This is a genomic window from Teredinibacter franksiae (genome assembly GCF_014218805.1).
GTDB lineage: Bacteria > Pseudomonadota > Gammaproteobacteria > Pseudomonadales > Cellvibrionaceae > Teredinibacter > Teredinibacter franksiae.
On record NZ_JACJUV010000001.1, the window covers coordinates 1,195,356 to 1,208,964 of the forward strand.

11 protein-coding genes are annotated in these 13,609 nt (G+C 47.9%); 3 read left to right on the top strand and 8 right to left on the bottom strand.

Annotated elements, in window-relative coordinates; all coding sequences use genetic code 11:
* Window positions 1–14: 14 nt before the first annotated feature.
* Window positions 15–1,643 (bottom strand): NAD+ synthase, encoded by a 1,629-nt coding sequence (locus H5336_RS04735; RefSeq protein ID WP_185231888.1) that lies wholly within the window; start codon window positions 1,641–1,643, stop codon window positions 15–17.
* Window positions 1,644–1,754: 111 nt separating this feature from the next.
* Between H5336_RS04735 and H5336_RS04740 the strand changes: the two genes are divergently transcribed.
* The 3 genes from H5336_RS04740 to H5336_RS04750 all read left to right on the top strand — a co-directional run bounded on the left by H5336_RS04740 (window position 1,755) and on the right by H5336_RS04750 (window position 5,420).
* On the top strand, window positions 1,755–3,368 hold the full coding sequence (locus H5336_RS04740) for a sensor histidine kinase (protein WP_185231890.1): 1,614 nt from the start codon (window positions 1,755–1,757) through the stop codon (window positions 3,366–3,368).
* Window positions 3,368–4,738, top strand: a complete 1,371-nt coding sequence (locus H5336_RS04745; RefSeq protein ID WP_185231892.1) for a sigma-54-dependent transcriptional regulator — start codon at window positions 3,368–3,370, stop codon at window positions 4,736–4,738. The genes H5336_RS04740 and H5336_RS04745 overlap by 1 nt, the downstream gene beginning before the upstream one ends.
* A 118-nt stretch (window positions 4,739–4,856) precedes the next feature.
* Window positions 4,857–5,420: a GspH/FimT family pseudopilin gene (locus H5336_RS04750; protein WP_185231894.1), complete on the top strand. Its 564-nt coding sequence runs from the start codon at window positions 4,857–4,859 to the stop codon at window positions 5,418–5,420.
* Here the strand turns inward: H5336_RS04750 and H5336_RS04755 are convergent, their stop codons facing one another.
* The 7 genes from H5336_RS04755 to ispH form a co-directional block, all read right to left on the bottom strand.
* Entirely contained in the window at window positions 5,421–5,882 is a 462-nt protein-coding gene (locus H5336_RS04755) for a type IV pilin protein (RefSeq protein ID WP_185231895.1), read from the bottom strand.
* A 14-nt stretch (window positions 5,883–5,896) separates the two neighbouring features.
* Window positions 5,897–9,421 (bottom strand): pilus assembly protein, encoded by a 3,525-nt coding sequence (locus tag H5336_RS04760; RefSeq protein ID WP_185231897.1) that lies wholly within the window; start codon window positions 9,419–9,421, stop codon window positions 5,897–5,899.
* 50 nt (window positions 9,422–9,471) lie between these two features.
* Window positions 9,472–10,086, bottom strand: a complete 615-nt coding sequence (locus H5336_RS04765) for a pilus assembly PilX family protein (protein ID WP_313556242.1) — start codon at window positions 10,084–10,086, stop codon at window positions 9,472–9,474.
* A 2-nt stretch (window positions 10,087–10,088) separates the two neighbouring features.
* Window positions 10,089–11,189, bottom strand: coding sequence for a PilW family protein (locus tag H5336_RS04770; RefSeq protein ID WP_185231900.1), 1,101 nt, complete (start codon window positions 11,187–11,189; stop codon window positions 10,089–10,091).
* A 15-nt stretch (window positions 11,190–11,204) separates the two neighbouring features.
* Window positions 11,205–11,726, bottom strand: a complete 522-nt coding sequence (pilV, locus tag H5336_RS04775) for a type IV pilus modification protein PilV (RefSeq protein WP_185231902.1) — start codon at window positions 11,724–11,726, stop codon at window positions 11,205–11,207.
* A 68-nt stretch (window positions 11,727–11,794) separates the two neighbouring features.
* Window positions 11,795–12,337, bottom strand: coding sequence for a GspH/FimT family pseudopilin (locus H5336_RS04780; RefSeq protein WP_185231904.1), 543 nt, complete (start codon window positions 12,335–12,337; stop codon window positions 11,795–11,797).
* Between the two features lie 334 nt (window positions 12,338–12,671).
* The gene (gene ispH, locus H5336_RS04785; RefSeq protein WP_185231906.1) at window positions 12,672–13,604 is read right to left on the bottom strand and encodes a 4-hydroxy-3-methylbut-2-enyl diphosphate reductase; all 933 of its coding nucleotides are present in this window, start codon (window positions 13,602–13,604) and stop codon (window positions 12,672–12,674) included.
* Window positions 13,605–13,609: the final 5 nt, after the last annotated feature.

A 13,609-nucleotide genomic window follows, 5' to 3' on the forward strand; every position in this document is an offset into this window, starting at 1 on the left:
GCGGGGGTTCAGCACTAATCGCCGATTTTCCACCCATTAGTAATGGGATATCGGCGATCTCGACCAAAGGCCCTGGCGCTGATACGAATACCAACAGGCGCCTGACGACGCTTGTATTCATTTACATCAACTAAACGAATCACCCTTTTTACCGCCTGTGCGTCAAAGCCCTGCTGAATAATGGCTTGCGCGCTGAAGTCCTGCTCGATATAAAGCTCCAGAATCTGATCGAGAATTTCGTACGGCGGTAACGAGTCCTCATCTTTCTGGTCAGGCGCTAACTCGGCCGAAGGTGGACGGGTGATAACCGTTTCAGGAATAACCTCAGACAAGGTGTTACGGTAGCGCGCCAATGCGAATACAGCTGTTTTAGGTACATCTTTCAATACATCCAAGCCACCCGCCATATCGCCGTATAAAGTGGCATAACCCACAGCCATTTCACTCTTGTTACCTGTGGTTAATACTAAATAACCAAGCTTGTTCGAAATGGCCATCAACAACACTCCCCGGCTACGGGCCTGAAGATTCTCCTCCGTCGTATCACGCGCGGTATTGGCAAGCGCACCCGCCAATTGGCTCATAAAGGCCTCGTATATGGGCTCAATACTGATGCTCTGGTAGGCCACGCAAAGGCGCTTAGCCTCCTCTTCAGCATCATTTTTACTCATGTCAGAGGTATAGCGGAAAGGCATCATCACGGCGTTTACTTTTTCCGGGCCCAGAGCATCCACAGCAATCGCTAGGGTTAATGCCGAATCGATCCCCCCGGACAAACCCAACACAACGCCCTTAAAACCGTTTTTATTCACATAATCTTTTACCCCCAGCACCAGTGCTTGGTAAATAATTGCGAGGGGTTCAGTTTGTTTTTTCGGGGACGGTGTAAGAGCGCTAATTTGAGAAGATGCCTTATCGAAGGCTAATACGGCGAGGCTTTCTTCAAAAAAACCAGCGGCGGGAATGATACTACCCTGTTTATTCGCAGCAAATGATCCGCCATCAAAGATGAGTTCATCCTGCCCACCCACTTGATTTACATACAAAACCGGCGCTTCAATGTCTTTTGCACGCATGGCCACCAGCGTTTCCCGCTCGACTTGCTTACATTGATGGTAAGGCGATGCGTTCAGATTCAACAAAATATCGGCGCCACAGGAGTGGGCCTGTGCAATAGGGCTGCCATCCCAAATATCTTCGCATATGGAGAGTGCAACACTCACCCCCTCACAGGTAAAAACGCAACTGCCCGCACCTTCAGTAAAATATCGCTTTTCGTCAAATACCTGATAATTTGGCAAGCACTGTTTTGCGTATTCAAATACAACTTCACCGTCGCGAATAACACCCGCCATATTAAATAACTTATCGTCCACCTTCTTGGGATACCCGATAACCACAGCACAGGGGTAATTCTTTGTACACAACTCCTTTAGCGCGCGAGACACCCGGATATCACAACTAGGGCGCAGAAGTAGGTCTTCCGGCGGATACCCTGTAAGCGCCAGTTCTGGGAAGACAATAATGTCCGCATCAAATTGACGCAACGCCAGCTCTACGTAATAGCAAATTTTTTCGAGATTGCCATCAATGTCACCAACATGTGGATTGATCTGAGCCATTGCAATTTTTAAGGTAGACATATAGTTTCTGCTACTCCAATAGCGAAATATAAAAGCGGCGCACATTTTCGGTGATTAACCACTAAAGCGCAAAGGTGCACGGCACCCACCGCGCATAAAAAGGACGAAATCTTGGCCGACGACAACTCTAAAAGCTCCACCCATAACAAGCCCCCCCATAATCCTCGGGTTTTGAGGGTTTATTTATACTATCGATTGGTGCTCGGATGCCTATTGTGGGTAACCTTCACATTCAGTGGTCCCCACGAAATTTTAGGAAAACTGGCCCCAAAGCTATTTGAGTGGACTTCCCTAGGCTATGTATTTGCCTGCGTGCTGAACATTCTAATGTTCAGTGCCAAAGATCTTGCATACTCGACCAAGCGCATCGGCGCCATGCTGATAATAGACCTTGCCGCGCTAGTGCTGATGATTCACGCCAGCGACGGCTTGAATAGCAGCCTAAGCTATCTGCTACTGATTAACGTGGCCATGGCCAGTATATTTGTCCGCGGCCAATTGGCCTTCGCTTTTGCTGCACTAACCAGCCTTATCACTATCGCTGAGGCGCTGTATCTACCAAGCGTGTCCAAAAGCGGGCTCTCCAGCGAGCTATTTTCGGCTGGCACTCTGGGCATACTGGTTTTCCTTACCGCTATAAGCTTTCACTACCTTACCAATAAAATTCGCCAGAGCGATATCGAGGCCGCCGCACAAGCCGAATACGCCAAGCATTTACAACGACTGGCACAACATATTGTGACGCGTATGCGAACCGGCGTTATTGTGGTTGATGAAGACGAACACATTGAGCTCATTAACCAGTCTGCGCTTCAGCTAATGGATCTCCCAGAAGCGAACTATTCTGGCTCGTTACTATCGTCACTGGCAAATTTTGGCAACTTGATTGAAGTGTGGAAACTAGAGCCCGAAAAATCAGCGCCACGCCAGCATACGCTGAGAGTGGGGCAAGATGTTCGCGTCAGCTTCGCCATCCTCGATACCGGCGAAGCCAAACGTACGATTCTGTACATGGAGGATTTCCGCACACTTGCACAACAATTACAGCAACTCAAGCTTGCTTCCCTGGGCCGGCTCACCGCAAGTATTGCTCACGAAGTCCGCAATCCCCTAGGAGCTATCTCCCACGCGGCACAGTTATTGAGTGAAGCCGATTACATTAATAAAGCGGATACCCGCCTCATCGAAATAATTTTGCAGCATTCCGACAGGGTAAATCAAATTATTGAGAACACTCTCACCATTTCACGCCGAAAAGAGCCCTCCCCGCAAACCCTCGAATTAGCCGAGTGGCTACCTAAATTCATCAACGAATACCAAGCTGTGAAGAAAGCCACCATTGCCTTCTCCATCGGCTCGGCCACAGCAACGGCTAAATTCGATCCTGTGCACCTATCCCAGGTTATCACTAACCTTTGCGATAACGGCATTCGTTTCAGCAAGGAAAGCACCGGTCGCGCACAGGTGACAATCCATGCTGGAATCAGCGAAAATGACGACACCGCCTTTATTGAAATTATTGACGACGGTCCTGGTGTTGATGCGGAAACGCTAGAGCAGATATTTGACCCCTTTTACACCACCGACGAAAAAGGTTCAGGTTTGGGCTTGTACATTTCCAGAGAGCTGTGTGAAATCAACCAAGCGAGCTTGTACTTTAAGCGAACAACTGACAATAAAAGCTGTTTTCGGATAGACAGCACTCACCACCAGAGAATGATCTAATGCCCAATATGCGCGCCCTAATCATTGACGACGAACCGGATATTCGTGAGCTACTGGAAATCACACTCTCCAGAATGGCACTGGATGTGGATAGCGCCGCAAATATTCGCGAAGCAAAAAACTACTTGGATTCTTGCAGCTATGACATATGCCTTACCGATATGAAGCTGCCGGACGGTGACGGACTGGATTTGGTTCGGCATATTCAAAAGAGTCAAAGTGCTCTCCCGGTAGCCGTAATCACGGCCCACGGCAACATGGACATTGCCATCGAAGCCATGAAAGCTGGCGCCTTTGATTTTGTCAGTAAACCGATCAATCTACCCTCCCTGCGTGAACTGGTAAGCTCCGCCTTATCCGCAAGTAAACTGCCAGAAACCAGTAAAAGCAGCGCAAAAATCATGGGTAGCTCGCCGCTTATTATTAAACTGAAAAAAACGATTCAGAAGGTGGCCCGCTCACAGGCACCGATTTATATCAGTGGCGAATCCGGCAGCGGTAAAGAACTGGTGGCACGCTCAATACACGAACTTGGTCCTCGAGCCAGTGCGCCATTTGTAGCCGTAAACTGCGGCGCAATCCCAAAAGAGCTAATGGAAAGTGAGTTTTTCGGCCATAAAAAAGGTACTTTTACCGGTGCAGGTCAGGATAAGCTAGGCCTGTTCCAAGCCGCGGAAGGCGGCACTTTGTTTTTGGATGAGGTCGCCGACTTGCCCTTAGATATGCAAGTAAAACTGCTGAGGGCCATCCAAGAAAAAGCTGTTCGCCCCATAGGAGCCCCCACCGAAGTCGCAACTAACGTGAGGATTTTGAGCGCAACCCATAAAAACCTCGAAAAGCTCGTGAACCAGGGAGACTTTCGCCAAGATCTATTTTACCGTCTAAACGTTATCCAAATGAATGTTCCTGCGCTTCGCGACCGCAAAGAAGATATTCCGGAGCTGATCAACACACTGCTTACCCGCATCGCAACCGCCTGTGACCTAGAGAAACCACGCATTCACCCAAATGCGCAGCAACGGCTAATTGAGTACCCCTACCCCGGCAATATTCGTGAACTGGAAAATATTCTCGAACGCGCTTTCACGCTCTGTGATGAGGATGAAATTACCGATCTCGATCTACAACTGGAACACAGCGCGGAACCTGAGCCTAAAAATGAAAATGTTAGAACAGCAGGGCACTTTCACGCCAGCCAGAATCACGCATCCATCGACGATTACCTAGCAGAAGTAGAAAAAGAAATTATCTGTGAAACGCTGGAGAAAACCCGCTGGAACAAAACCATGGCGGCCAAAAAACTGGGAGTAAGTTTCCGCTCATTGCGCTATCGACTGGCAAAACTAGGCTTGGATGACAGCGATGACTAGCGCATTACTGCAGACTTAACCGCCAAGGTCTTACTTTTTACACAAGCGATTTCCTACAGTCAAATGACGTCCCAGTGGTTACCCTGTGCTCTACAGAAATCACACAGGGACGGCTAACATGTACAATAGCATTCAGGCACAGAAGCTCCGCCGCCGGGAACTCGGCGTGAGCCTGCTGGATTTGTTAATCGCAACCAGCTTATTTTTCATTCTTACCGCCATAGCCGTGCCCTCTTTTTCGCACCTTTTAAAAAAAAATCAGCAAAAAGAAACACTGTATTCCATCAAGCAGTTGTTGAATTATGGTCGCCAAGAAGCCGTCGATAGGCGAGAAACCGTTGTCGTTTGCTCCAGCGCCGATGAAATGAGCTGCAGCTCGGACTGGGAGCACCCCTTTATTGTTTTTGTCGATAAAAACCGCAATAACAGGCTCGACGAAGACGAGACCTTGCTGCGCAGCTTAGATTTACTCCAACCATTGCAGTCGCTGAGTTGGAGATCCTCGCTAAACAAACCGTTTGTACATTTCGACGAGAATGGTAGCACTCGCTACCAGAGCGGAAGGATCTACTACTGTGATCTAAGCAGCGATACAAACAATTACAAAGCTCAGCTAATAGTGTACAGGACAGGCCGAGTGCGAATTGCACCGGAAGCGGAACTGAGGAACCGCTGTGGCTAATTAGCGCCAGCAATAATCAATAATAACCGGATCAGTTTCATCCTGAACACCTTTTTTCCCCGTGTGGTCCAACGTTAGCGTTGGGCACTTTTCATCTAAATTTATAGCGGTAGCGGCTAGTACAAAGGAAACACAAAGTGTTCCAGTAGGGGTGCAACTATCCGGTGTGGCGGATAGGCTACCCTGATAGTGGCCCTCCTGACTTAAATCATTAGCCATACCCAAACCGCAACTCGCCCCAACACAACTTTCTTCATGAATTTTGTCGGCATAGGATGAATACTGGGTAAAAAAGCGTTCCTGTCGGGAAGCGAGTTCCATTAGATAGGCTTTAGCTTCAGCTCTGCGCCCTCGATCAACTTGCTCTTTATAAGAGGGTATTGCAATTACAGAAATAATTGCAATAACTACAAGAACAATTAAAAGCTCAATCAAAGAAAAACCGCTGCTTAAACGTTTCACCTTCCTGCCTCTCATTACTTACGTATTGACCAAGCTGACCTACGCGTGGGTCGCTTATGCTCAAACTGGCCTTCTATACTTCTTATACTTGCATTGGAATCCGAAATAATAATGCGATCACCAAGGATAACCAGACCTCCCGGCAGCGCTCCAATTGGGATGCTCGCCACGTTACTACCGAGAGATGAAAACACCTCAAATGGGGGCCTAGCACCCGTGAACATGTTCACGGCTATCAGGTTTCCTGTGCCCGCCTGATTACACACCCCACTTACCGGAATCGTCGTGACAAACAATACCAAATTCCCAGCCACGGAAGGGTCGATTACTACCCGTTCCCGAGATTCAGCCATGTTTAGATACCAACCAAAGTTGGTATCTACCAACTCTTCCGTACTGGCTACAAAATCAACCGCATTAGTGGAAACCGTTCGCTGGCCTGCGGCCAAATCCGTGAGCGTTTGCGCGGTCAGGTCAGCAGGCCTTAACTCGCCAAAATTTGAGCCGGCATCCCATACACCGTAAAAGGCTTGCTGAGTAGTATCGGTTAAATCTGTCGATGACAAATAACGCCCCGTTCCAAACAACACCATCAGATTTGGTTTAGTGCTAGAGCCGTTTTCGCTCTCATGAGCAACCACTTTGGGTTTTAGCGTAATCGGCTGTCTATCCGACGGGGCACAATAGCCGCCTTCAGGGTTCGCGCCCAAACAAGCACTAAACAGTGGCGCGCCGTTATCGGAATCATCTCTATGGGCAACCACCGGTTCAATATATTGATTGTTGTTATCGTACGCGGTGAAATCAAAGGCCCACATATTGCCATGAAGGTCCCCGGCGTAAACGCGATCTAACTTTGAGTCACCATTCAAATCCAACAGCGTTGGAGAAGATAAACCATTACAGTCGCTACCCGCATTTTCACAACCGCCGCCGCTTACATTTCCTAAATCACCCCCAAGCGGGCCAATTTTTTGATAGGCTGAGCCGTTTGGCCCAGCCCCGTCGAGGTAAAGCACATAGAGGTATGCCTCGCCATCGGTGGAATTGTTATAGCCATTACCGAAAATTGCCACCCATTCACCATCGTTTAATTTCGCGATACGTGGGCGACTATAGGTGTAACCCAGAGTTTCATCAGAAAATTCCGATACAACAACCGAAGAAGCAAGGGCGGATTCCGTTGTTAACGAAGCTGGGTCGGTAATATCGAGAACATAAATAGACTTGCCCCCACCAGCCAAACCACCAACAAGGTAGGTTTTCCAGCCATTGATATACACATCCGCGGATGTTGGGGTCGCATCAACATAGGGTAAATGGGTGTAGTTTTCGCTCGCCAGATGATGCAGGCCTGCATCGACATCAGTAGAAAACACTGCACTGGGAATATAAGAAAACACTTCCACACCGGTATCCGCGTTGAACGCGTGAAGCATGCCATCGTTGGCACCCACATAAACAATTGGCGTACGCTCGGCGTTGTCGGTAACGTAAGAAAAATAGGGTGCTGCAGAACTTTCAATATGGTTCGGGTAGGGCTGAGAAGGCTGTCCTACAAACTGTGGGCTGGAATGGACAATATCGCCCAACAAACTTTCCCGCTGACGAAAACTGCGCTCGGCGTTCAGCGTGCCGTCACCATCTCCGCGCAGGTGTTCAACAACATCCTGTACGTAGGCCTGTTTTTCACCATCGGCCAAAGGCCCGCCTATGAGCAAGTCCGCCATTTGCGCGATAGAGAGGTCACCATCAGCAAGATTGAGGCTTGCATAATTACTGGGCGCAACGAAGGGAACACCAGTCAAACCGTTGTAGGTAATAATTTTTCTGGAACTATTCTCAACCAATATATCCAGTTGATCACTTGCCTCCCACAGCAATGTCTCTACATCACCAGTGGAATAATCAAAAGCAAATAGCTCCCCGTCCCAATGGGTGGAGTTGAATTTGCCCTGATAAAGCGTTGAACCCTCGGCAATACTGGTAGAGTTAAAGCCGACCGCAGCACCGGTGCCCTCTGCCGCCTGTTTAATGGTATCAATCACAGACTGCAGCGATGCCTGCAGGCTAGTAATATCCATGGCACTTAAGTATTCCCCGCGACCGTTATAAGCAGCGTGAATCAGATCATCCAATGTCTCGGGAGTATTATTCGAAATCGAAGTAGGCCAGCCCTGCCCTTCTGACCACTCCTCTGGAGGACCAGAAATATTGCCAACAATACCAAATGACAGCGTATGAGTAGTCATATGCTGTCCCGGGTTTTCATCGGGGTTGGTGTCGCCAATGGCAGTATTAGCTCTTACATCATTGCTGTAATCACGCATATCCATTTTATAAAAATGCATGGCAATATCGGCAAGTGTATTGCTTAAGCTATCGGCGTAAAGACCTCCATCGTAAGCATTTCCTGTTTCATCGTCTGCGTTTCCATAATCCCCTACAATAAAATGTGCATTCGAGCTTTCATTTCGGTACCCATCGGTAGCCAGAATAGTATGATTCTGCTGGCAGCTTCCACCAGCAGCTTCCGCTAAAATCGGATCGGTCGGCTGCCCACTAGCCGTAACAAACCCCTCTTGCACCGTATAATTGGCGTAATCACCCAAAAAATATCGCCCGGCATTCTCCAATGCACGTCGCAAAGGCGTACGGCGGATGCCGCTTGCATTAGACACTTGAAAAAGCGTAGAGAGCAGCTCTGCTTTATTCAGCTCTTGAGCAGTATCAGGATCACCTGCATTACTGGGGTTGGATACATCATCGACGTCCTTCATTTCCATGCCCCAACCTAGACCGGCGTTGGCATTAATAGTTGCCACTGCGGCCCGGGTTTGTAGCCCCATAAACACACCAGAAAGCGCGCGCTTAAATAAATAATCCCGGCTTCGATGATAGGTATACCAGTTTGCGTAATTCTGTTTATCTAAATCGGTCGTCGGCGTTATTAAGTTAGTTTCATCGTAGGTGTACTGAATACCATCAGGACCGTCTTCTCTCGTTACGTTACATTCTCCCAGCTCAAAATATCCAGCAACACCGGTATCATTCCACTCGACGTATTTCACACCACTAATCGATACTGTTCCCTCGTTTTGGTTCGTGGGATCTTTCCACATATTAGGGTATACCGCATTACCAAACGTTTCCCACGGAGTGTAAATAACATTGGGGTTATAGCCCAATGCGTTGTAGCCGGAGCATACTTTGAGATACTCTTGCAGGTCATCAGGCGATAAATCTACCTGGTTAGTATCAAAATTGAATGCATCATTAAACAAGGGCACATCAGTTTCGTCATGTATCGCCTTGGCGAGTATTCGCGCTCCCTGAGTCATCGACACTTCCTGCGCCATACTGCCCGAGTCATCGAGCAGAAACAGCACATTGGGCTGAACACCCGAGCCAACATAAAGCGGCGCTTTACTTAAAACCAGCGGCGAAGCCGAAGCCAAATAGCTCCACCCACTAAACGTCAGCGACACAACAGTTGCGACAACTGCCAATCTCCATTTACTTGCCGTTATTCCATTCATACTCTATTTCCGCCTGAAATTTTTTGCTGTGCTTAATCCAAGAACTAAGACTAGTAGGAAAAAAACTCTCCACTACCGGTACGAATTACAGACTCAAGCACAGTGTAAATATTGTCATCCTTGCCCCAACCGATCGCGGTTATCCTGAACATATAGGCTATTGATGGTTTATCGTGTGTATCGGCATTAAGTTCTGATACATCACTCCCGGCAGTGCCCTTATCGATTCCTATATATTCAATTACGTATCGAGGTTGTTGACTCACTAAATTAATATCAACAATAGGGGTCTCGCCAATACTGGACACACCGAAATCCCCCCAGCTATCAGGATCCGTCACATCGGCAACATGATTTAATAATGGCGCGGCAGAAATTCCCGATGACACATCCGTTCTTGAATACAGACCGTCACTACCCGAGAACCGCAACAGGTCACCCACACTCCTGACATTATCTTGAACCCATTCTTCAGCCGCCGTAAGCGCCGATTCAGCGGCGTAAAGCGCTACGGTTTTCTGGCGGTTATTGGCGGCCATGCGTTCCTGCATAGTTGACGACTGCATATTCGAAATACCGATTAACGACATAATCAGTAAAATAATCAATGCAATAACTAAGGTTGCACCGCGCTGGGAATGAGTATACATACTATCGATATTCACGTTTAAAGCTCCTCTCGGAACTGAGTATCACTGGGGAATTGGTTGTGTACTAAAAATACCCGCGAATAGGATCGCTCCATACGCTGAACCCCTTCGTTCGTGGGCGCCGTGCTAATAGAATTTAACGTAGCTGTAACCTTAATTCGATCAACCAAGTTCCAGTTATTTTGTACGCTACCTGCATCGGTAAAATATAAAGTGTCCTGATTGTTGTAATCCTGCCAGCCATATTCCACCTCAAAGCCCTGCACCCCCTCAACCAATTCATCGCCCTTCCCCTCGGTTGTGGTTTTACGGAAGAGCGCACAGTAATGGGCATTTTCAGATGAACAATTCACACCAGCCGCTTCCCCGGCTGCACTAGTGTCTATGCGGTACTGGGCCACTCCCATGGTACTGCGTGAAAGGAATACCGGAGGAGTTCCTGGCTTTTGCTCCTCCTTAACACGCACCTCATAAGCGTCCTCAAGTCCACCCTCACCCAAAGAGTTGTAACCGTCTGTTTCCGCATAACTGAGAACGCCAGAACCTGCCGGCTCATTCGAAACACGAAACATTGTCATGCGCGAGCAGTTTGTGACAAGCACCAAATCACCCTGTTTAAAAGGCGCACTATCAGCAATCGTAAAACTGGGGTTTACATGAGTAAGTGCAAGATGACGTTCGGAGGATTTAGTGTAACGGACAGTAAAAGCATCGAAAGTAAGATTTTCAATCGCCTCATTATCAACACCGTCTATAAACTGCTCAAAATCATATAACTCTCCCTCCGCATTATTACCTGCAACCACATTAGTAAACCGAGAGGCACCGCTGGCAGAAGCTGCCGTCAGATTAAAGCACCCCCCAAACCCCGCCTGACTTACATCCTCCGCCAATCGAGAAAAGATATAACGCGCATTTTCTTGAATGGTTGACGAGCCTTGCACAACAGCAGAGTTTTGCGTTGCACTCGCGTAAAGCTGAACAACGCCAGCCAAAATAAACAGGCCAATAGCAATAGACACCATCACCTCAACAATGGTGACACCCGCCTGGTGGCGTAGCAGTGTTACAGAGTAATAGGGAAAAGCTGAGACGCGTTTTTCGCGTTTTTTTCGCATATTAAAGTCCATTTCTTACAACCGAAATTGATAGGCAAAACACGCTTTTTCGGTGCTGGTATCTTGCAGATCATCACCGATACCACTGCAGGTGGAATCGACAAACGTATCACTTTGGCTCCACTTTAAAACAACAGTGTATACACCATCAGCGTACTGAACTTCGCCCGTACCGCCGGGAAGGCTAGAACTAACGGCCTGCCCCCACTGGTAGGTATCCAGCGTTTTCTGTTCGCTACTATCACAACCATCGTCAAGACAGCTGCTATTGTCTTGTGCATTGCCTGAACCCGTATAAATACCTGCGTAGTCATCATCATCTGACGCTATATCGTCACTGTTATAGGCGAGGATTCGGTCGGCCATATCCGCAGCGAGAATATTCGCTTCGGTAACAAGGTTTGCACGCTGGTTGCTGTTCACGCCCTTCACTTGCATGGCTAGCGTCCCCATCAGCCCCACGGCCAACATAAAAAGGGAAACCACCGTTTCGATCATTGCCGCGCCAGATTGATTTTGCTGTGATGAACAAGGCATAGGACTCAAATTCCGTCTAAACATAACTCCAACTCCAAATAATGCCCCGAAAGGATTCAGGGCCTCGCTTAAGGGCAGGTAGCCCCTTTTGCAACGCGCGTACTGCCAACCCGAGATACCGTCAACGTTCTGGATTTACTAGTGTCGGCACCGGTTTCTGCATTACCCGCACACAAATACAGCGTAGATACTCCAGTTTCGGATTCTCCCGACGCCTGGTACCGAACAGACAATGGCACGGCGCTAACAACATTTAGTTTTGCCTGGCCGCCATCTTCGCCACCCGACCTTAATACCAATTCACCCACATCAAAATTGCCATTGCTATTTTCATCGACGAAAACTAACCAGCCTGCACTCCAGTTGCTGGAGGTGGTGCAGGTAGCACCATCGGCCGTGCCACAAAAAGTGACATCTTCTTTTCGAGTAATGGCTTGATTACGTGCAAATGCGAGGGTTGAATTTAGCAGACCTAGCTGTGCGTTCAATTCTTGGCGACGCATCATTCCTTCGAAACTGGGAACAGCCATACTCACAAGAATCGCAAAGAGGGCAATACCCATCATAAGTTCCGGAAGGGTCATACCGCGTTGCGAATGAAAGTAGAACATATCAGATCCATGATGAAAGCTTTCGCTTAAATAGTTATAACAAAATTGGGGAACGTCGGTGCCAATTAGAGGATAACTGGCTTAAAGCACCGACAAACAACGTAAGGTGGTTTGTAAGCATTCCCTTGCTGTGAACAGTGTCACGAAAAAAATTTGGTCAGCGATCTTAACGCTTATTAGCCGTAGAACAAATTATCTTAATCACTAAATACTTTTTATTCTTATTGAGATACGTTTCTTATTCTTTGAACCAGCAGTCAAATCCGTAAGACAGCAAAATTATTAGCACTTTGTAATTAATCTAAAAGCCCCAAGGTCAGTCAGTAAGAACTACTCAGCGCAGTTCTCTAGGCAACGAAAAGCTGATATTTTCTTCCCTCCCACTAAGTTCCTGTGGTGCCGAAGCGCCCATAGCCATTAAACCATCAAATATATCTTTAACCAGAACCTCGGGGGCGGAAGCGCCAGCGGTTATTCCCACTGTATGTACTTGGTTAAACCACTTTTGATCTAAGTCTTCAGGGCCATCCACTAAGTATGACTTTACACCGCAGCGCTCGGCTAGCTCGCGCAACCGATTCGAGTTAGAACTATTGGGTGAGCCAACAACCAGAACAAGATCACATTCCAACGCCAACTGCCTTACAGCATCCTGACGGTTTTGCGTTGCGTAACAAATATCATCTTTACGGGGGCCCCTGATATAGGGAAACTTTTCTCGCAGGCTATCAATGACCCGTGCGGTATCATCCATGGAGAGTGTTGTTTGCGTTACATAGCAAAGGTGTTTCGGGTTTTTAACCTGTAACCGCGCCACATCCGCTTCATCTTCCACTAAATAAATAATGCCGCCGTTGGACGTATCATACTGGCCCATGGTGCCTTCAACTTCAGGGTGACCAGCATGACCAATTAAAATGCATTCACGCCCTTCGCTGCTGTATTTGGCGACCTCAACATGCACCTTGGTAACCAGTGGGCAAGTCGCGTCAAACACCTTTAAACCCCGGCGTTGGGCCTCGGCACGAACCGCCTGTGAAACACCGTGAGCACTAAAAATAACGATGACGTCATCTGGCACATCCTCAAGCTCATCGACAAAAACCGCACCGCGCTCTTTTAAACTTTCTACAACAAATTTGTTGTGGACAACTTCGTGACGAACATAAATAGGAGCGCCAAAAACATCCAAAGTCCGATTGACGATATCAATCGCACGATCCACTCCCGCACAAAAGCCACGGGGGTTTGCCAATTTAATTTCCATACTAG

Bases quoted from the DNA above. Each gene is read 5' to 3' on its own strand.
- H5336_RS04750 (WP_185231894.1), top strand. From the start codon at position 4,857: ATGTACAATAGCATTCAGGCACAGAAGCTCCGCCGCCGGGAACTCGGC.
- ispH (WP_185231906.1), bottom strand. From the start codon at position 13,604: ATGGAAATTAAATTGGCAAACCCCCGTGGCTTTTGTGCGGGAGTGGAT.
- H5336_RS04780 (WP_185231904.1), bottom strand. From the start codon at position 12,337: ATGTTCTACTTTCATTCGCAACGCGGTATGACCCTTCCGGAACTTATG.
- H5336_RS04745 (WP_185231892.1), top strand. From the start codon at position 3,368: ATGCCCAATATGCGCGCCCTAATCATTGACGACGAACCGGATATTCGT.
- pilV (WP_185231902.1), bottom strand. From the start codon at position 11,726: ATGCCTTGTTCATCACAGCAAAATCAATCTGGCGCGGCAATGATCGAA.
- H5336_RS04770 (WP_185231900.1), bottom strand. From the start codon at position 11,189: ATGCGAAAAAAACGCGAAAAACGCGTCTCAGCTTTTCCCTATTACTCT.
- H5336_RS04760 (WP_185231897.1), bottom strand. From the start codon at position 9,421: ATGAATGGAATAACGGCAAGTAAATGGAGATTGGCAGTTGTCGCAACT.
- H5336_RS04735 (WP_185231888.1), bottom strand. From the start codon at position 1,643: ATGTCTACCTTAAAAATTGCAATGGCTCAGATCAATCCACATGTTGGT.